This window comes from Flavobacterium sp. CF136 (assembly GCF_000282055.1).
Lineage (GTDB): Bacteria > Bacteroidota > Bacteroidia > Flavobacteriales > Flavobacteriaceae > Flavobacterium.
In genome coordinates, this window is sequence record NZ_AKJZ01000018.1 from 72,985 (window position 1) to 94,832 (window position 21,848).

Genomic DNA, 21,848 nt, shown 5'->3' on the forward strand with positions numbered 1-21,848 from the left:
ATGAAACAAACACACAAGATCATTTATAGCCTTGATGTACTTCCTATAATGAATGATAGATGGAATATGGGAGACAAACTAAAGGAAACCATCTACATGACTGCTCTAAGTATATTATACAGCCATATGTGGTATGATGAAATTGAACTTTATGTAGACGAAATAGGCTTTAAGTTCCTGTATATGCTTCCTTGTGCTGTTACCAAAGTGAACAATGACAACAGAATAGAACTTTGGATGAAATCTAAAATTAATGCTATGGAACTGCAGACAAAACCATTTGTTCACGTAGACACTGACATATTTATTAAGAAAAAAATAGATTTTAGTTTTGATGATGTAATAGTAGAACGCAAAGAAGATACTTATGAAGTCCATTACAAGAAGCAGGTAGAATTATTTATTAATTACACCAATAACTTACCTTATTGGAATACCAATTTAGGCTATTCCTATAATTGCGGCATATTTGGTTTTAACGATCTCAGGCTTCGTGATGAATTTATAAAAAGCTATTATGATTTGGAGAAAATATACATGGAAAACCAGCAAAATTTTTCTGCATTGAAACAAGAAGGTTATGAAACCTGCATTTTAATAGAACAATATACTCTTGCCTCTCTGTTAAATTATAAAAAAAATAAGCCTACAATACTATTGCAAGGAGAAAATATAACAGAGCAAGGAAAATATGCAGATACTATTGGGTATTCTCATTTTTTTGGAATGAAAAAATATGAAAAATATGTTGTTGATGAGATTGAACTTCGGCTCTCTAAAATATTTCCGTATTGGTATATGCAAATAAAAAACGCATTAGAGAAAGAAGGTGTTGTGGCGAATAATGCACAGTTTGTTTAATTAAACAAATTATTAATTCAAAATGGTAAAATAATAAATCATGAGAGAATTTGAACAAAAAAAAATAGCTAATCCTTCCTCTACTCCTTTTTTTGGACCAAAAATCCAAAAAAAACTAACCACAGGAACTGTCGGAGACAAATATGAAACAGAAGCAGATAATGTTGCTGACAAAGTGGTGAACAAAAATAAAACGGGAGGATTCTTGCAATCAAGAAGTGAAGAGGCTGTTCAGCAAAAACCCATTTCAGAAACCATTTCAGCGGTTCAAAAACAAGACCTGACACAGGAAAAACCTCTGCAAAAAAAAGGTACGGAAAAAGAAGAAGACAAAAAAGTACAAAAGAAATCCGACAAGGAAGAAGACAAAAAAGTACAGAAAAAAGGAGAAAAAGAAGAAGACAAAAAGGTACAAAAGAAATCTGACAAAGAAGAAGACAAGAAAGTACAGAAAAAGGAAGAAAAGGAAGAAGAGAAACCTGTTCAAAAGAAGTGTGCAGATTGCGAAAAAGAAGATACGGTTCAGAAAAAAGATAAAGAAGAAGAAAAAGCAGTTCAAAAGAAAGGGCTAAATTCTGAAACTGAAATTCAAGATAATGAGTTAGAAGGAAAACTAGACAGCTCAAAAGGCTACGGAACGGGCTTAGATAAAAAAACTAAAAGAGAAATGGAATCTGGTTTTGGTTCTGATTTCAGCAATGTAAAAATCCACACCGATGCCAATGCTATTCAAATGAGTCAGGAATTGGGCGCACAGGCATTTACCAATGGAAATGATGTTTACTTTAACCAGGGAAAATACAATCCTGAATCTAACGAAGGAAAACATTTGCTGGCACATGAATTAACCCATACTGTTCAGCAAACAGGAGGAACACAAAAAACGGGAAAAATTCAAAAATCATCTATTGAAAACACCCAATCTGAAGATCTTGAAGCACCTAGATTTCAAAAAGAATACAGACTGGAACAAGCCCATGACGATTTAGATTATATTGGTGTTGGCTCAAAAGGCGCATCTGTACAAAAACTTCAATCCGGTCTAATGGATTTAGGCTATCAGCTTCCTAAGTTTGGAGCCGATGCTGATTTTGGAAGTGAGACAAAGCAAGCTGTTTTAAACTTTCAAAGTGACAATAATTTAAGTTATGACGGTGTAGTCGGAGTCCAGACAATGGGGCATCTGGATGATATTTATGCATCCAAAAACAAAGGTAAAGAAACCCCAAAACCATGCAAACCAAGCAAATTAAACAAAGTTCCTTATTCTGAAGAATTTACGAATCAAACAAAAGTAGGTTTTAATACTACAACAGAATGTGCCAGCGTAAGAGTTGTCATAAACGCAGAAGGAATAACAAAAGATTGTACCGCTTTTTTCATCAGTATTGATGGTAAAGACGGAACTAAAAGAACTATTGAAATGAAGCCCGACCATACAGCAGAAAGGACCTTTACTTTCAAATTAGAAAAAATAGGACATCATAATTTAATATTCTCCATGCCAGACAGCTGCAAAGGAGGAGTTGGATTATCAAGTTCAGTATTTAAAGTTTCGGGAAGCATTACCCGATTTTGAGTTTAAATTTTTCAAAATAACAAATTAGTACCATTCATCAGATGCCAGCATTCGGTCAAAAATCAAAACCAAGTCCTTCTACTCCATCCGCTTTTAGTTCAAGAAAGGGTGAGGATTTTTTTGGTGTGCAGGCAAAACTCAACATTGGCAAATCGAATGATAAATATGAAGTCGAAGCTGATAATGTAGCTGATCAAATTGTATCTCAAAAACAAAATAAAAATTTATCAGAATCTTTTTTTAATCCTTCGCCTTTAATTCAGAAAAAAACTAATGAACCACAAAAGAAAGAAGAAAAAGAAAGTACTATACAGGAAAAACCGCTATCAGAATCTATTACTCCTGTTCAGTTAAAAACGGAAAAAGAAGAAGCCATTCAAAACAAAACCGAAATTCCTGTTTCTGAGAATAAGAAAACTGTTGAAAAAGCTCCGGTTACAAAACCACTAATTCAGCAAAAGAAAACCGAGGATGAAGTTCAAACCAAAGAAGGAGAAGAGGAAATTCAAAGTAAAGAAAATGATAAAGAACTTCAGACTAGTGCTGCAGCTGATGCAAATCCTACTGACAATTCCAACCTTGAAAACAATTTAAATCGCAGCAAAGGCGGTGGATCTTCTTTGCCGGGTCCTGTAAAAAAAGAAATGGAATCTGGTTTTGGAGCCGACTTTAATAATGTAAAGATTCATAATGATTCTAATGCAGTTCAAATGAACAAAGAATTGGGGTCACAGGCATTTGCAAACGGCAGCGATATTTATTTTAACGAAGGCAAATACAATCCGAACTCAACAGATGGAAAACATCTTTTGGCACATGAGCTGACACATACCGTTCAACAAGGAGCTAGTGCAATCCAGCCAAAAATGATTCAGAAAACAGCAACACCCCCTGCGACAGCGGCAGCACCGGGCAGAAACGAAAGCATTTCTTTACAAACACCAACATTTACTCCAACTGAAGCCATTTCGGCACAAATTGAAGCGGCAGGAAACAGAGGGGCGGATGTTGATGTAACATTTGGGCAATGGGCATCTGGCACAATCAAAATTAAGAAAAACACAGACGATACATACAGTACAAAAGACAGCAGGCAAAGTATAGCATTAGGTATTAGCTATTTAAGCCCGCTTACGAGTATAAATATCACTCCGGTTTTGGCTGTTCAAATAGAGAACAGTAATATAACCGGCTACATTACAGTAAAAGCCGGAGACCGTTTAGTTGGCAATCCTGCTGGTCTGATCAATGCAATTAAAGACAATAGTCAGGCCTTTGGCTGGGTTGGAATTGATGTATCAAGCGTGCCTAATATTCAAAACAATATTGATGGAGGAAACCTGACATTAACAGCAAATGGTATTCCTGTTCAATTGGGTGGTTTTGTAAATGGTTCACTTGACTTTGGAATCCAAGGCGAAAATATCACATTTAGAGCCAGCGGAACTATTGAAGTTCCAAACATGAGTCCGACCCAGATAACAATTGAGCGTAATGCCGAAGGAAATATAACAGGAGAAATTGATATAGCTGTTAATATGGCCAATTTTAACGGTAGTCTTCATGCAGCCTTCCTGAATGGTACATTAGACATTCGAGGAACTGTTGGGTATCAAACCGAAAAAATAAGCGGCCAGGTTACATTATTGGTTACTGATGCTGCTACAGCCAGAAATGCAGCTTTAAGTCAGCTTGATCCATCTCAAATCGACGAAAGTGCCAGAGAAACAAATGGCATTCCGGAGGCAAACACCGGCCCAACTCCGGGGCCAAGAGCTATGGCAGGCTGGGGTGAAGTCGATTTTAGTTTCACCGAATGGATGACAGGAAAAGCTATGGTGATTATCGATAATGAAGGTCACGTTACCATTCATGGAGAAATCACACCGCCTGCTGAAGTTGAATTGTTTGCCCAGCGTGATTACATAAGAGAAATTTTTACGGTAGAAGTCCGCACCATGTATGGCGTACCTTTGGTTGGTAATGTTTTCTTATTTGCGAATATTGGCTTAGAAGCACTGGCAAAAATTGGCCCTGCCAAAATTTATAATATTCGGGCTGTAGGAACATATTCTACCGATCCGGCTGTATTTAATGATTTTAGCCTTTCTGCCTCTTTTAATATGTCAATGTTTGCAGGATTGCGATTGCGTGCCGAAGGAGGATTAGGAGTCGAATTGTTAGGACATGATGTAAAAGTAGGTGTTGGTGTGAATGCGCTCGCCGGAATTAGAGGATATGTCGATGCCACACCTACAATTGGTTATAGAGAAACGGCTTCTCCGGAAGCTGGAAGACAAGGTGAATTTTACATCCACGGACATGCTGAGATGGCGGCTCAGCCTTTCTTAGCATTAGGCGGAGATTTATTTGTTGAATTAGACAGTCCATGGTGGTCGCCTGCACCAGATGACAAATGGACCTGGCCTTTGGGCGAATTAGAATATCCATTGCCGGGTGAATTCGGTATTGGTGCAGATGTAGATTATGTTTTAGGCTCTGATCAATTACCTGAAGTAGAATTTGCTCCGGTTGATTTCAATTCAGATAAATTCATGACCGATTTAATGAATGATCATGTACCTCCTGCCCAGGCACCAAATGCAGAACATCCTGCAGAATTTCAAGAAGGTACAACAGGAGGTGCTGGCAGTGAAACTCCGCAGGTAACTGATTCTACAGGAAATCCTAATGCAGGAGAAACAGGAACACCTCCTGGTGCTACTCCTCCGCCAAATCCACCCACTCCGGAAGTATTGCGTCAATGGGGAACAGGACTTGAAGCACTGCGAGCTTTGGCAACAGAATCAGAACAACATCCTTTGAATGAAGAACAAGTAAACGCTCGATTACACATCATAAAAACACACAATCATTTTACCCGACTTACTGCTGCCCGAAGTGGTCAAAACTGGAATATTAATGCTGAAATGCCAAACATTAACAATCACAGTACGCCAATAACCGTTAAAGCTGCACCTGTAACAGAAACCGGAGGAACTGACCCAAATGCAGACGTCCCTACCATTATAGGATTGCAGCATGCTGTAAATGTAGATGGAGGCCACAATCTTAAAATTGAAGGTACAGTTGAACGTGTTGAAATTAATGTTTACAGTGATAAGCAAACTTTAAACCAGCTTTTAAACAACAAACGTCAGGAAATACATGACCAGAGAGATACAGATTCACAATATGGTGCTAAATCAACAGCAATTGAAAATCTATTCCGTGAAAAAAATGTTTTAGGAACCAATATTGGCAGCTACAAAAGAGCTGTTGACAATGCTTATAGTGTTGGACATGGTAACGAACCTGTTCGCCTTGCTTATGAAAGCATTCGAACTAATTTAACTAATATCGCTGCCGATTTGGCAATAATTGGAGTATTGGAGCATCGAATAGAATTACCTGTTTCTAATGTTGAATTTGAAACTGACACTAAAGGCCGTTCCTATATGCTGAGAGCAGCTCCTTTGACAAAAATTCCGGGCAACACAAGAGGATCCACTCCTACTAATGACCCGAGTGGATGGTCAACCATTCCAGTAACATTAAGAAGCAGTGGTCAATGGGTTAGAGCTCACCTTTTAAATCACAGGCTACACGGACCAGGAACTGCTCAAAATTTATTTCCGGGTACAAGGGATATGAATTTAAGAGATATGGAAAATCAAGTTGAACATTTTGCAAAAGAAGCAGTGTGGGACAACAACGAGATAATATATTACAATGTTGATGTTTCTTATGGAAATACCGGAGCTTTTGAAAATATCCCGGATATTGTTGTTATGAGCTTTGGTCCTTATAATCCTGAGACCAGAGAGAAAGGTGCTGCAACAAAATCTAAACGATTTACACAAACACCTCCTTCAGCAGTTACACAAATCACAATAAACGGTTCATCTTCAAATTCTTTAAATGAAAAAGCCATTAGCGAAGGAGGAAGTGATGGAACGGGACTTTCGGGATTTTTTGACAGGCTTGTAAGAGTACGTCCTTCTGGCGGCTATCAAAATATCATTGAAGTTAGAAATGCGGTATCGGCAGCATATACTGACCAAACTGCCTTTATGAGCGCATTTACAAAATTTAATAATCTGGTAACTTCTAATATTTTACAATATGACTAATTATAAAGACTTATTTTTATGGACTTTAATTGAGGAAATTGGCAATGCCTACACTCATGGAATTCGCATAAAAACACCCGTAACGGTGGCTTTACCACCTAAGAAATTAGATACGACACTAAATGTTGATGATTCGATTATTGAATTCTACAACCAAACTTCCCGACTGGAATTGGCTTGGGAATTGACGGATACGCCTGAAAATACAGAACCTTTCCAAAAAAATGAATTTATAATTGAAAACTATCTCACGAAAGATTATTCATGGTCTTTTGTAAAAGAACTGCTGAGCGGTTATATCAATATAACGGCATCTGATGCTGTTTTTGACAAGGAATATAACGACCAACAGGCATTTAAATATACCCTTGATAAACTCAACATAAAGGATGATTTTTTTGCTTTTGATATTCAGAGTTCGGTTACTGCCTGCTTTAAGAAAATCGACAATCATGTTCCTGATACTATTTGGCTGATACACACAGATGCTAATCAAGTCTATGATATGAAAATTAAACTCGAAGAATATTTGAATTTAGCGTATCAGGCAAAATGCTTAAAAAATTGGCAACTTATTTACCTCTTTGGAAAAAAAGCTTCGGAATATGAACTTATGAAACGATTTATTCCTTTCATTTTCAAACACATTAAAACAGATTTAGATGCATTTGACATAAATACAAATGAAAAACATTAAGCAATAAAATCTAATTAGTTTTTAAATTTAAAACCTTTGATCATGCAAAAAACATTCTACCAAAAAGAGTTACTTATTAAAGCACCCCAACAAAGAAAAGGAGTAAATAATAACAAAAAGGATATTGAAAAAATTCAATCCTGGCTTAATTTATTTGCTATGCAAAATCCAAACTCGGGAACCGCAACAGGTATCGATGGTGATTTTGGCCCGGCAACAGAAAAAGCAGTACTTAATTTTCAAAAAGTAAACAACTTATCCCAAACAGGCATTGTAGATCAAAAGGTATTCGATATACTGGTATCACCACTCAAAAAATCTTTTGAAGGTTCTATATCAGGCAATAGTTTGAGAGAATTAATTCTGAATACCGCCCAAAATCATCTTAAAAATCATCCTTTTGAACTTGTAATCAACAATCAAAGTAATTCTGGTCCATGGGTGCGAAGTTATATGGATGGTCACGAAGGAACAGACTGGTTTTGGTGTATGGGATTTGTTGAGGCAATTATTGACCAGGCAGCTTCTATTCAGGGGAAAAACTTCAAAACCCTGATGCCGTTAACCTACAGCTGTGATACTGTTGGTACAATCGGTATTCAGAAAAAAATATTGACCCGTTATCAAACGGCAAGAACTAATCCGGCGCTAATAAAACCCGGAGATATATTTTTGATCCAAAAAACTACAAACGACTGGTTTCATACCGGAATTGTAGCTAAAGTTCAAGGCGATATAATTGAGACTTTTGAAGGCAACACTAATTCTGACGGTTCTCATAACGGAAACGCCGTCATGAACAGAATCAGAAACTATAAACAATCAAAAATAGATTTTTTCTCAATCGAATCTTTAGTAGCATAAAATGGAAAATGTATTCACTTACCTAAAAAACCAATTCGTATTTCAGCTTGACACTCTTTTTCAAGTCGAAAACCCAATGGATAAACCCGTTTTAAACCAGCTCGATTCTAATGGGTTTATCAACGAATTCATTATCGAAAATAATCTGACGGAAATCGATATTCTCCTGTTGGGATTGGCTCTCATTCCTCATATGAAACCCGATTTCTTAAGCTCGGTTATTGCCGAATATTTACCCAATGGCGGCGAATTGCCAGAGTTTGGCGGCATTAAAACGAAGAACCATCGCGGAATTTTACCAACAGGTGAAACAGCTCAGTTTTTAATTGCCGGAAATGATCTGGAGAACCGAATCTCATTCTATAATTATTTACACAATCAGTCCTTTCTTTATCAAAAAGGAATTATCAAAGTAGAATCTGTTCCAAATGGCGAACCCAAACTGAGCGGTTTATTGATTTTAGAAGACGAATACATCGAAAAATTCATTACCGGAAAAATCCTAAAACCGCAGCTTAGCAGCATTTTCCCTGCGCAATTAATCGAAACCCAATTAGACTGGGATGATTTGGTGCTCAATTCGACTACTTTAAATCATATTAAAGAGATAGAAACCTGGCTGAAATTTAACGATATCCTGCTTCACGAATGGAACATGAAAGCCAAGATAAAACCGGGTTTCAGAGTCATGTTTTACGGTGCACCGGGAACCGGGAAAACGCTTACGGCTTCCCTTCTGGGAAAATACACCAAAAGAGACGTGTACCGAATCGATTTGTCTATGGTGATTTCAAAATATATTGGCGAAACCGAAAAAAATCTTTCTTCTCTTTTTGACAAAGCGGCTGATAAAGACTGGATTCTCTTTTTTGATGAAGCAGATGCCGTTTTCGGAAAAAGGACCAATGTTAGGGATGCACATGATAAATATGCCAATCAGGAAGTTTCGTATTTACTGCAGCGCATCGAAAATCATCCCGGATTGGTGATTCTGGCTTCCAATTTTAAAGCAAATATTGATACGGCTTTCACCCGAAGATTTCAATCTATAATTGAGTTTGAGGTACCTTCCTATGGTGAACGTTTACAGCTTTGGGAAAATAACCTGCCCAAAGGAATCAGAATTGCTGAAGATGTAAATCTTAACGAGCTTTCAAAAAAATACGACATTACCGGCGCCAATATTGTAAACATTATTCAATATGCCTGTTTGAGAACATTAGAAGACGAAAACGAAAGTATTAACCTCCATCACCTCCTTCAGGGAATTAAAAAAGAATATGCAAAAGAAGGAAAAATGATGTAACCGAAGGTTCATAACTTTTGATTATCAAGTCAATAATGGGTATTGTGGCAAATTTCCATTTGAAGTTTAAAAAGTCATTATTTGTGGTTAAACTTTATTTTGTTTGCATATCCAGATTTTTTTCTTCTAAATATATTCCCACTTAAAGATGGTTCCGCTGATTAAAAATAAAACACAACTTTATCCCAATTGCAAATAAGATTTATATATTTGCAACAACGTTGCGTTAGATTGAATTATAAAAATCAATCTTTTTTCACACAACAGCTTCTAAGTCAGGAATGAAAAAGAAATTTTTAATAATTAATCTTTTAATGTCTTTTACCGTATTGTTCGCAATGCTGTTTCAGACGATACATTCTTACGAGCATATTTATAAGCAAATAACCGAAAAACATTGCGATCATAAATATGTAACCAACCAAAAACAAATAACGCACAGCCATTCTGTAGAAAACAACTGTTCTGTTTGTCATTTTGCATTTAGTTCGTTTGTTCCAAATTCTTTTCAGACTTTATCTTTTCATAAAGTCAGCGTTGAAAATTCACGTGTATTCTTTTACACAAAAGCTGTTTCAACCTTCTTTAAAGGCAGTCTTTTTGCTCTCAGAGCTCCCCCATTATCCGTTTAGTTTACTGCATTTATTCTTCAAATATTGAAATTATCTTTTGCCAATTATTTAGGTGAGAGACAATCATTTATTATTTTTTAGTTGAATTTTAGTTGTTTGAAAGTTCAAAAAAACATGTCTATTTTCAAAATTTGAAATAATCATTTCTCTACAAAACCTGTAGTAAACTAATCCCTTTTATACTCAAAATAAAGAACATAAATCTGGCTTATTACGCAAAGTAATGGCAAGGATTTTCTATTTATATTTTTAAAATAAAATCAATAAATTATGCTTATAGCTGAAAATCTGACCAAAAAATACGGCAATCATACCGCTTTGAACAAACTGAACCTAACCATTAATAAAGGAGAAATTTTCGCCCTTTTGGGTCAGAACGGTGCGGGAAAAACGACTACAATCAATCTGTTTTTAGGTTTTATTCAACCAACCAACGGTACTTTAAAAATAAACGACATTTCGGTTACAGAAAAGGCACAGGAAACCAAGAAACATGTGGCCTATATTCCCGAAACCGTAATGTTATACCCAAATCTTACGGGTATTGAAAACCTGAAATTCTTTTCATCCCTGGCAGGATTCAAATATTCGACAGGAGAATTAACCTATTTTCTAATCAAAGCAGGTTTACAAATTACGGCACACGATCAGGATCTTGGTGGTTACTCAAAAGGAATGCGTCAAAAAGTGGGAATTGCGATTGCGATTGCCAAAAAAGCTAAAGTCTTATTGTTAGACGAACCAACAAGCGGCCTGGATCCTAAGGCTTCAAATGAGTTCTCTCAAATCTTAAAAGAGCTTTCGGCAGACGGAACGGCAATATTAATGGCAACACATGATATTTTCAGGGCCAGGGAAGTCGCCACACATATCGGAATCATGAAACGGGGAAACCTGGTTACCATTATTAAAGCGGATAAAATTTCGGCTAACGAATTAGAAAACTTGTATTTACAAACTGTATAAAAAGGAAACAGAGATTTCCATCAACAAAAAATGAAACAATTATTTTCCTTATTATTTTTAATAATCGGCCTGCATTATGCAAATTCCCAAACAATTAGCGGAAGAATCATAGATACTAATACGAAAGAAGGTATCGGCGGAGCAAACATAAGACTACTTAATTCGGGCAAAGAAACAACCACAAATCAAGAGGGAAATTTTAGTCTGGAAGGCAACGGAATGCTTCAGATAACCATTACAGGTTACAAAACACGACAAATTAATTCATCTGCAGAGTTTCTTACTATCGAGATGGAAAACAACCTGAATGAATTGCAAACCGTTGAAATTGTGGGTCGTTCCACAAAAAAATACAACAGCGATTATTCTTTTGCAGCAACCAAAATTGCGGCACTCAATAAAGATATCCCGCAATCTATTTCGACTGTAACCAAAGAGTTAATTGCCGACAAAGGTGCTTTTTATCTTGCCGACGCAGTAAAAATGGCCAGCGGCGTTATTCCGGCGAGTTATTACAATCAATATACGATCCGTGGAATTAGTCAGAATGAAGAAGGTCAGATTATAAACGGAATGAGAACCCGTCAATATTATTTCCTTCAGCCTCTGACAAGTAATATTGAACGTGTAGAAGTAATTAAAGGACCTTCGAGTGCCACTTTTTCTTCTGTAGATCCCGGAGGAAGTATCAATTTGGTTACCAAAAAACCTTTGGCTGTTGACAGGAAAGAAGTGAGTATGTCTGTTGGAAGTTTTAGTACTTTACGCGGAACTTTAGATTTTACCGGACCTTTAAACGAGTCAAAAACACTTTTATATCGTGTAAACGGAGCCTATCAGGAAGCAAAATCGTTCCGTGATTTAGTCAATAACAAATCCTTTTTAATCTCCCCTTCTTTCAGTTATGTCCCAAATGAAAAAACAGCTATCAATACCGAATTAATATTGAGTAACATGACCGGAATTCTGGATCGGGGTCAGCCAATTTTCGGTGCTGTTGCAGGCGCTACCAATTTAAACAAAACTCCAATCAGTTTAAATTTAGGTGCCTCAGGTGATTTTTTCAAATCAAAAGAAATGATATTAACGACAAACTTTGCTCATAAATTCACTTCTAAAATTGGTTTCAATGCTGCTTATATGAAGCAAACCTGGACAGAAGATCTTCAGGAGCATAGAACCACAAATAGTTTTGCCGTTGATATAAACAATCAGCCGGTAGCAAGTTTGGCAATGATGCAATTTGTGCAGCGTCAGCAATATTGGGACATTGACAATCTAAGTACCTATTTTAATTTTGATTTTAAGACCGGAAAACTCAATCATAAATTATTGACCGGATATGATTTAAGCAGTTGGAATAAAAACAAAGGCGGGGCACAAAATGCGGCAAGAGGTTATTTATTAAAAGACGGAACTGTAGCCAGTTCTTTTGTTTTGGCAAATGCTGATAAATATCAAACCACAACTGTTAATGGAGTTGTTTTACCAAAACCTAATGTAAACTTTTTTGATTTAAACAATCCATCTTATGCGATGAGACGTCCGGAAGATTATATACTGAATGTCCGAACGGCGTTGCCTTCGGCCCTGACAACTACAAATGCAATATATATTCAGGATCAGATACAGTGGGAGAAATTTACTTTTCTATTAGGTTTAAGAAACGAATGGTTTGAAGATATTACCAATTACAAAACCAACAATGAATTGACGGTAAAAAAATCGGCTTTACTGCCTCGGGTTGGTGTGACTTATGCGATTAATAATGCTATTAATGTTTACTCAACTTATCTCGAAGGGTATCAGCCACAATCGAATACTGTTACATTAATGCCGCAAACCGGAAGTTTACCTGCGGGAAGCCAGTTTGATCCCCTGAAGAGTGATTTGAAAGAATTTGGATTGAAAGCTGCTTTCTTTGACAATACAATGAGTTTTAATGCTGCTGTTTACGAAATCAATCAACGCAATATTTTGATGAATGCAAACGATTCTGTAAATCCGGATTTATTAGTAACCAGAGGCGGTGAAAGAAGCCGTGGTTTCGAATGTGATTTGGCCGGTTATATTACGCATGACTGGCAAATAAATGCTTCTTACAGTTATATTGATGCTAAAATAACCAATGACAGCAATGCTTCTTTAATTGGTGCCAGAAAACAGAACACGCCAAAAAACAGCGCCAATTTATGGACACGTTACAATTTTGCTTCTGATTCGGTTCTGGAAGATTTCGGAATTGGTTTCGGAATGCAATATCAAAGCAGCAAAGTGCCTTGGTTTACACGGGATTTTACACTTCCTGATTTCACTGTTTTTGACGCTGCTTTATATTACAAACCTAACAAAAGTAATATGCAAATTGCCCTGAATGCGGGAAATTTATTGAACAAAACCTATTGGCTGGGCGCTCAGAATTATTTGAGATTATTTCCAGGAGCGCCAAGAAATTTCAACCTTACCGTAACCTATAAATTTTAATCTGTATCATGTCATTACGCGTAGAAATTTTAATAGCCAGACATTTTAAAAAATCCGTTTTCAAAAATTCGGCTGTATTTATAATCTCCATTTTTATTAGTGTTTTATTGTTGTATGCTGTTTTTTCGGGTTGGAAAAATTATACCCGTCAAAATGAAACAAGCGAAAAATACCAACACGAATCGAGAAAAGACTGGCTGAATAATCCGGACAAAAATCCGCATAGGATGGCACATTACGGAAACTTTGCTTTTAGGAAAAGCACTTCGCTAAGTGCTTTTGAATTTGGAATGGAACCATTTTTTGGAAACGCAATATTTCTGGAAGCACACAAACAAAATACCGCCAATTTCTCTGAAGCAGGATTCTCAAACAGCATACTGCGTTTTGGAGAAATCAGCGTTGCGATGGTTTTGCAGATTTTATTGCCTTTATTGATCTTCTTCTTAGGATTTAATGCGGTCGCAGCCGAAAGAGAAAACGGAACATTAAAACTGCTTTTGAGTCAGGGAATCAGCAGCAAACAACTTTTGGTTGGCAAAATATTGGGCGTAGCTTCTGTAATCATGCTTCTTTTTATTCCGACGATACTAGTCTTGGTTTTGGTCTGGCTGATGCTTCAGGATTTTAGCATTTCAGTTGATGAAACCCTGAAAATGCTTTTATTTATAGCATTTCATTTTATTTATTTAATATTTTTTTTCGTTATCGCCGTTTTGGTTTCCGGTTCAGGCAAAACTTCAAAAAAAGCTTTGATTTCCCTTATCGGAATTTGGCTTGTATTTGTGATCATTCTTCCAAGAATTACGCAGGCAATTGGTGCGTATTTGTATGAAGCTCCATCGAAAATTCAATTCAACAGCGATATCGAAAAAGATATTCTCAAACAGGGAGACAGTCATAATCCGAATGATCTGCATTATAAAGCGATTAAAGATTCTTTACTGACGGTTTTCAAAGTTGATTCTGTTGAGAAACTTCCTTTCAATTATTCGGGTTTTATCATGACCGAAGGCGAAAAAATCAGCTCTGAAATTTACAATAAACATTTAGAAGAGCTTTTGAAAATTTACGAGAAACAAAACAGTTTTTCTAAAACAGTATCATTTTTCAATCCCTATATCGCTATTAAAAATTTATCGATGGGATTATCAAATACCGATTATGATTCTTATATCGATTTTCAAAAACAAGCAGAAGCTTATCGTTATAATATGGCTCAAAAAATGAACGGTTTGCAGATCAAATACATCAGTAATAAAAAGCCCGCGCCAACAGACAAACCACTCACGATTAACAAGGAACATTGGGCAGATATAAAAGAATTTCATTATGAACCAAAAGGCGTCCGGGATGTTTTAAAAAACGAAATCATCTCTGTTATTTCAATTATTCTCTGGATTATCCTGTTGTTTATTTTGATCCGAATTGCAGCTAAAAACCTTAAAGCCATTTAATATGTTAGCATTATTATTTAAAAACTTCATCCGGTCGAAGGGAACAAAAGCCGGCTTGATTTTCCTTTTGCTTATTGGATTCATCAGTCTTTTGATCGGACAGCAATTTCAAAGAAACCAACACAAGAATATAACCGAAGCCGCACTTTATCAGAAAGAGCATATTGCCCGAAATGCAGCTTTCCATAAAGATGAAATTGGGCTCCTGCTCTATTATATCAAATTTTCTTTAGTCAATAAAACCTTTCCGATCAACAGTTTGGCAATTGGTCAGCGCGATGTAAATCCGTCAATTCAGAGCGTTACCATTCGTGGTTTAGAAGCGCAGAAATATGATGCTGAACTCAATAATCCGAATAATCTTTTATCAGGGAATTTAGATTTTAGTTTTGTGTTGATTTATCTTTATCCGCTTTTAATTATTGCTTTTAGTTATAATATTATTTCAGAAGAAAAGGAAAGCGGAACCTGGAAAATTGTGGCAACTCAAAGCCAAAACATTTTTTTATATATTCTGAAATTATTTTATATCAGGATTCTGAGTTTGATCATACTTCTTACAATTGTACTTTTTATGGCGGCTTTATTTTTGAATATTCCGCTGGATAAGTCCTTCTTATCTTTTTATATACTTTGTATTTTGTATATTCTTTTTTGGTTTGCGGTTTGTTTCTATATCGTTTCGCTGCAAAAGAGTTCTAATTTCAATGCTGTTATTTTATTAACGATCTGGTTGTTTATGATTATCATTTTACCGGCAATAATCAATACTTATATTGTCAATAAGTACCCGGTTCCCGAAGCTTTGGAATTAACACTGAAACAAAGAAATGCCTATCACGAAAAATGGGATATGGACAAAAAGATTACGATGGATAAATTCTATAAACATTATCCACAATTTAAAAGTTATGCATTACCGGAGGCAGAATTCAACTGGCTTTGGTATTATGCCATGCAACAAGCGGGCGACGATGATTCTGCAGAACAATCAGGAGAATTGGAAACAAAACTGGAACAGTGTAATAAAACCAGTCAGTTGATCGCGTTATTCATTCCAACTTTGCATACTCAGATGCAATTAAATGAAATTGCAAAATCTGATTTAGGAAACCAGCTTTTGTTTTTAAAAGAAACCAAACAATTACATGAAAAGCTACGATTGTATTTTTATCCAAAAATCTTTAATAATACCGCGGTAAATCAGGTAAAATGGGATCAATTCAAAGTTAAAACTTTTGAAGATTCGTCAGATACAAATCTTTCGAAAGTATTTTTACCATTATTGATTTTCAATTTATTGCTCATTATTTTTGGCTGGATAAATTTTAGTAAAAACCAACAAATTATTTAATTTCTTCAGTAAAGTGCATAAAACCATTATAAAAAAGGCTCCAATTACTAAATTCAGAACAAAGAATGAATGATTCATAACATTTTTAGTTTAGAGATTCTATGAAACCCCTATATTTGAATTTCAAGGCCAACAATATACTTATAAATTAAATATGGATCCTATCTTGTTAAACCGTGAGAATTTATTTTAGTTTTTTTCTGATTTTTATACAGTTTTTTTGTTTCGGTCAAAATTCTTTTCAATCATTGAAGCAGGATCTTGAGCATAAAATAGCATATTCTGATTTCAAAAAGGCCTTAGCTATCATCAACAAAAACAGAGAGGGTTATGATGATGCGGAAAAAAACGATTTGGATGTCATGAAAATGAAAATTCTAACTGAGTTTGGTCTTTATGATGAAGCTTTTAAACTTTCTCAAAATCTTATTATCAATTCTCAAATTACAGAGGAGCAAAAACTGAAAATCCATGTAGAAAGGGCCCTTATTTTTGAAATTAATGATAATGATAAATCCTGTTTACTAGAATTAGAGAAAGCCGAAGCAATACTTTTTAAACACCCCGAATTCAAATTTAAAAATTACACCAATTTTCTTATCCGAAAATCTTCCTATTACAGAGTGAATGGTTTTTCAAAAAAAGCATATGAGCTGGCACTTCTGGCGAAAAAATATGCGGAGTCTGTAAACGATAAAGTTAATATGCCTGTTGTAGAACTTATCTTAGGGCTTGGAAACAGAAAAATAAATCCGGAGAGAGAATTACTGCATTACCATCGCGCACTCTATCTGTACAAGAAACTGAATCATTATGAAGCAATTGTTTCGATGTACGACAATTTGAGCTATTTTTATTTTTCCAGAAATGATTATAATATGGCTAATGTTTATGCAGATTCTGCTATTGCTATTTCATCGAAATCAAATGTTTTGAATTATAAAGCCGATGTTTTTCAGATGAAAAGCAATATTTTGGAAAAACAAAACAAAGTGGATTCCGCATTGTATTATTATAAAATTGCTTCAGAATTATACAGAAAATACAATGGCGAACAACGGGATCTTAAAGTTAAAGAGCTTGAGACAGAATATAATTTTGAGAAAGAAAAAGCTGAAAAACAATTGCTTAAAAGAGATATTGAAAGTACCAGAATATTGAACGTAACACTTTCTGTTTCGATTCTTATTTTAGCTTTTTTTATCTGGCAGGTTAAGAAAAATAAAAGAAAAATTGAAATCCAAAAACAAAAAATTTCTGAAAACAATATTGCCCTAAAAGCCAATCTGGAAGAGAAACAATTTCTTGTTCAGGAATTGAATCATCGTGTTAAAAATAATCTGGCCGTAATTTTAACTTTGATTGATTTTCAAAAAGATCAGGAAAAAAATAAAGATTACAAAAACAGATTTGACGATCTCTATCAGCGTATTAAAACAATAACCATTGCGCACGAGCTTTATTCCTATAGTGTGAATCATAATGATAATGCTTTAGTTGAGGCTCAGAATTATATAAATAAAATCTTTGAAACCCATCAAAACAGCACCATAAGAGCGTTCAGGTATGCAAATGATATTGAAGTAACTTATTTTAATGTAGATAAAGCATTATCACTTGGATTACTTGTAAATGAATTGATTACAAATTCTATAAAGCATGCCAAATCAGGAAATGAGCAGCTTGTTTTGCATCTTGAACTTAGGAAAACAACTAAAAATGAAGTTGAAGTAAATTATTCTGATAACGGAACGGTTTTCAGTTTTGAGAAGAATAATGACTCTCTGGGTCTTTTGATTATTGAAGGAATGGTTAAACAATTAAAAGGAAATCATACAAGAGAAAAGGCAAACTACAAAATAGTATTTCCAAATGACTGAACATAAAAACAGAATATTAATTGTAGAAGACGAAGTTCTAATTGCGTTCTCCATAAAAAAAATGCTGGATCCATTTTTCGTATCTGAAATTGCTCACGATTATGAAGAAGCCAGAATGCTCTTGTCTCACAAACTGTTTGATCTTGTTCTGATCGACATTTCTCTTTCCGGAGATAAAACGGGTCTTGATTTAGCAAGCTTTATCAATACAAATATTTCTATTCCTTTTATTTTTACTACCGCATTGACAGATCCGGGTACTTTGGAAAAGGTAACCAATCTGAAACCTTCTGCCTATCTTTCTAAACCAGTAGAAAGTGTTAACCTGATTACTGCAATAAACCTCGCTTTGGCCAATCAGGACATGATTTTTAAAATTGAACTGGGAAAACAGATTCATTATTTTCAGTCGAAAAATTTTCTCTTTGCTGAAGCTGATCATGTCTACATTGAAATACATTTGAAATCCGGTAAAAATCAGATTCTGAGAACAACGATGACCTATCTTGAAGAAGTTTTTCCTTCTAAACATTTCAGAAGAATTAACCGCAGTGTTGCTGTAAACCCGTACCATATTTCAAAAATTGTAAACGACAAATTATACATCGGAGATAAGATTTTCAAAATATCAAAAAATTTCTGATACGGTTTCAGAACAAAAAAATGGGGTTTCAGAACATTTTTTAAACGATTGGATTGGAAAGCTGTAGTTTTAAACCTGCAAATAAAACTAAAAACCAAGACAAATGAAGAATTCTGCTTCCCCTACATTTGGAGATATCTCTTTTAAAGCGTCTCACAACTCTTATCAACGCAGCGAGACCATTTCTAATCAATTGGAGTTTGATCCAACCGCACCTTACCAAAGTGGTTGTATGGCAATCGAACTTGACATAATCAGGCAATCTAAAGACTATAAAAATGGAGAAATAACCAGCGGATATTTTAAAGTGTCCCATACGCCAGGGGCATCTGCTGCTTCCCATCTTGATGAATGGTTAGGTTATATATTTGGCTGGCACAATAGCAATCCAAATCATTTGCCTATTGTAGTATACATAGACATAAAAAGTACAGAAGGTGGTTATTTGAGTTTTGGTGACAGGATAGATCAGTATTTGACGAAATATTTTGACAAATCAATAATCTATACGCCAGGAATGCTGTATTCATCTAAACTAAAAGGAGAGGGTGATACTTATAACGACTTATGTTCATTTGTGGTTCAGAAGGATTGGCCCCAAATTGATCAAATGTTAGGAAAAGTCATTTTCTGTCTGACGGGAAATTCGGATTGGAAAAAGATGTATGCGGATTCATCTGATTTATTGACTACAAGGCTCTGCTTTAGTGATGATGGTTCAGAATATGAAACTCCGCCAACAACGGGTAATCGGGTATTTTTCAATTTTGGTACAAAGAAGAAAGATAAATGGAACGAGACGATAAAAAAATATAGTAAGAACCATTTAATCACCCGGGTATATGAAGTAAATGATGCAGACCTTTGGGAAAAAGCCTTGACTTCTACATTTAGTGCAATTGCTACAAATAAAATCAGAAATCATAAATGGGCATATGTCAGCAATGAAGGGCATCCATATCTCAAAAAATTGATAAATCTGCCACCATTACCTCCTTCAGAACTTAAGTCAATGAAAAATATTGCCAATAATGAGTACAGAACTGATCATGCTAAAAAAATGAGTAAAGATTATAAAAAATCACATTGCGATTTTTACTTCGAAAGCCAATATGATGGTACTAATATTTTCGCAATAAAAAACAAAGAGAATAATAAATATTTTTCTGATCATATTGCTACTATGGAGAGTGAGATTAAAAGTATTGACCAAAAATGGAAATTAACCAAAGTTGATGGAAAGATAAATCAGTATTATATTCAAAATTTAGGGAATCTAAAATACATGACTAAGAGAGCATCCCAATTATCAGAGAAAAATGGCATCAACGAAATTTACGAATTGACACCAAGATAATGGTCATTTAAAAAACAGTGCATTTTTTGCTGACGGTTTACGGTATTTTCAAAAAATCAAATATTAATTTTTAAACATTTTACCCATGAAAAAAACTTTACTTTTTGTTTTGTTCACAATATTAACAATTTATCCATCATACTCCCAAACATCAACAGAGACTTTTGAAACCGAATCTCACAGTAGTCCGAATTTAACTGATAATGGGGTAGTTTTTAATATCATTTCTCACTCTTCAGTTTTTGACATTCAGGCAAATTATCCCGGAACCGGCTGGAATGGAACATCAATTGACAACAGATATATAGATAATTCCAATAGTTCTGGAGCAAATGCTTCGTTTAGTATAAAAACTACTTCCAATTTATTTAAAGTAAATCGTTTTTGGATATTTCTTTCAAATAGCGCCCTGAATCAAAATGTAACCGGAACTCTTACGGTAACTGGTAAACTTAGCGGAGTAACTAAATTTACTCAAACTAAATCAACCGGTTTTGCAACATCTTTAGGATCTACAAATGGCTATACTTTTATTGACATGACTAACCTAAATGGGCAAAATTATAGTAATATCGTAATAGATGAACTTTTAATCACTCTTGGAGGTAATTATACCTATGCCGGGTTAGATGCTTTTACTTGGGTCAAAGATTCAGGAGTAGTTTTAGGTATAAATGATGAGGAATTTAAAAATACTTTCAAATTTTACCCAAACCCGGCACAAAGCAGAGTATTCGTTGAAGCAAATACACTTACTAATGCCCTGCTTCAAATTTTTGATATCAATGGCCATGAATTAAAAAGTCAAAAAATAGACAATACAAGCTCAATTAATATCGATGATTTGCAATCAGGAATTTATCTATTTAAAATCTCAAGCCAAGAGGGAACAGCAACACAACGTATTGTAAAGAATTAGTTAGCATGATAAGCTTCTATCTATAATTTATCAAGGTTATTTATGTTCAAAAGTCGGGTGGCTTTACGCAACGGATGTTTTTGGCTACATAAATTTCAAAAAAGTGAAACAAATCATATAATCATCATCCACCTCAAAAAAAAAGACTGCTTTGTAAACAGTCTTTTTTAGTTTCATTATATCAATTAAGCTCTAAACAAAGCATATTTATTATAATCATATAAAACCTTATCGTATGGTACCAATAATGACGCTATCTTTTCTGAAGAAGGTTCAAAACTAATTCCATTATGTTTTCTGAACAGATAAATTTCTTTCAGGCAATTTGACAAACTCTGATGAATTTCGGATGTAAATAATGGTAATTGATTGTCTCCTTCCAATAAATTTATTTGATAATTTGAACTGCTTTTCGAAAGATTATTACCAATTATTCTAATTGTAAATTTAGTAGCCTTTCCATGCTGTTTACCTTGGTATTGTACTAGCATAATTTTATTATTAAGGGTTAAAAATTAATTTCAATAATTAAAGTTATGAAAAAAAAGCAAAAGGATATAATTGGCGTTATTAAATTATAATTTTTTTATCATAATTTTTTTTCTCTTTTTAGCAGAAAAGAGATTACAGATTACGGATTTCGCAATTAATTAAATATATTTCAAAATAATCAGGCACTTTAATTCATTAAAAAAAGCAATGACTATTAAATTTTA

At 34.8% G+C, this 21,848-nt stretch carries 15 protein-coding genes; 14 read left to right on the forward strand and 1 reads right to left on the reverse strand.

Annotated features, from left to right (window positions below):
- The 14 genes from PMI10_RS08030 to PMI10_RS21625 all read left to right on the forward strand — a co-directional run bounded on the left by PMI10_RS08030 (position 1) and on the right by PMI10_RS21625 (position 21,132).
- Positions 1–861 (forward strand): DUF6734 family protein, encoded by an 861-nt coding sequence (locus PMI10_RS08030; protein ID WP_007806504.1) that lies wholly within the window; start codon positions 1–3, stop codon positions 859–861.
- Between the two features lie 40 nt (positions 862–901).
- Positions 902–2,440: an eCIS core domain-containing protein gene (locus tag PMI10_RS08035; RefSeq protein WP_007806506.1), complete on the forward strand. Its 1,539-nt coding sequence runs from the start codon at positions 902–904 to the stop codon at positions 2,438–2,440.
- 41 nt (positions 2,441–2,481) lie between these two features.
- A complete protein-coding gene (locus PMI10_RS21620) occupies positions 2,482–6,573 on the forward strand; it encodes an eCIS core domain-containing protein (protein WP_007806508.1) in 4,092 nt (1,363 codons plus the stop codon).
- Positions 6,566–7,270, forward strand: a complete 705-nt coding sequence (locus PMI10_RS08050) for a hypothetical protein (protein ID WP_007806509.1) — start codon at positions 6,566–6,568, stop codon at positions 7,268–7,270. Before PMI10_RS21620 ends, PMI10_RS08050 begins: the two co-directional genes overlap by 8 nt.
- 42 nt (positions 7,271–7,312) lie before the next feature.
- Positions 7,313–8,134 carry a peptidoglycan-binding protein gene (locus PMI10_RS08055; RefSeq protein ID WP_007806513.1) on the forward strand — a complete coding sequence of 274 codons (822 nt, stop codon included), beginning with the start codon at positions 7,313–7,315 and terminating at the stop codon, positions 8,132–8,134.
- A 1-nt stretch (position 8,135) separates the two neighbouring features.
- Entirely contained in the window at positions 8,136–9,440 is a 1,305-nt protein-coding gene (locus PMI10_RS08060) for an ATP-binding protein (protein ID WP_007806516.1), read from the forward strand.
- 902 nt (positions 9,441–10,342) lie between these two features.
- Positions 10,343–11,038 (forward strand): ABC transporter ATP-binding protein, encoded by a 696-nt coding sequence (locus PMI10_RS08070; RefSeq protein WP_007806519.1) that lies wholly within the window; start codon positions 10,343–10,345, stop codon positions 11,036–11,038.
- 30 nt (positions 11,039–11,068) lie between these two features.
- Positions 11,069–13,522, forward strand: a complete 2,454-nt coding sequence (locus PMI10_RS08075; protein ID WP_007806521.1) for a TonB-dependent siderophore receptor — start codon at positions 11,069–11,071, stop codon at positions 13,520–13,522.
- 8 nt (positions 13,523–13,530) lie between these two features.
- On the forward strand, positions 13,531–14,979 hold the full coding sequence (locus PMI10_RS08080; RefSeq protein ID WP_007806523.1) for an ABC transporter permease: 1,449 nt from the start codon (positions 13,531–13,533) through the stop codon (positions 14,977–14,979).
- Between the two features lies 1 nt (position 14,980).
- Positions 14,981–16,333 (forward strand): DUF3526 domain-containing protein, encoded by a 1,353-nt coding sequence (locus PMI10_RS08085; protein WP_007806524.1) that lies wholly within the window; start codon positions 14,981–14,983, stop codon positions 16,331–16,333.
- A gap of 248 nt (positions 16,334–16,581) precedes the next feature.
- Complete coding sequence (locus PMI10_RS08090) at positions 16,582–18,213, forward strand: sensor histidine kinase (protein WP_035631565.1); 1,632 nt, start codon at positions 16,582–16,584, stop codon at positions 18,211–18,213.
- Positions 18,206–18,856, forward strand: coding sequence for a response regulator transcription factor (locus PMI10_RS08095; protein WP_007806526.1), 651 nt, complete (start codon positions 18,206–18,208; stop codon positions 18,854–18,856). Before PMI10_RS08090 ends, PMI10_RS08095 begins: the two co-directional genes overlap by 8 nt.
- A gap of 103 nt (positions 18,857–18,959) precedes the next feature.
- Positions 18,960–20,213 (forward strand): Ca2+-dependent phosphoinositide-specific phospholipase C, encoded by a 1,254-nt coding sequence (locus PMI10_RS08100; protein WP_007806527.1) that lies wholly within the window; start codon positions 18,960–18,962, stop codon positions 20,211–20,213.
- Between the two features lie 85 nt (positions 20,214–20,298).
- Positions 20,299–21,132: a T9SS type A sorting domain-containing protein gene (locus tag PMI10_RS21625; RefSeq protein ID WP_007806528.1), complete on the forward strand. Its 834-nt coding sequence runs from the start codon at positions 20,299–20,301 to the stop codon at positions 21,130–21,132.
- Positions 21,133–21,317: 185 nt separating this feature from the next.
- Here the strand turns inward: PMI10_RS21625 and PMI10_RS08110 are convergent, their stop codons facing one another.
- On the reverse strand, positions 21,318–21,623 hold the full coding sequence (locus PMI10_RS08110) for a hypothetical protein (RefSeq protein ID WP_007806530.1): 306 nt from the start codon (positions 21,621–21,623) through the stop codon (positions 21,318–21,320).
- Positions 21,624–21,848: the final 225 nt, after the last annotated feature.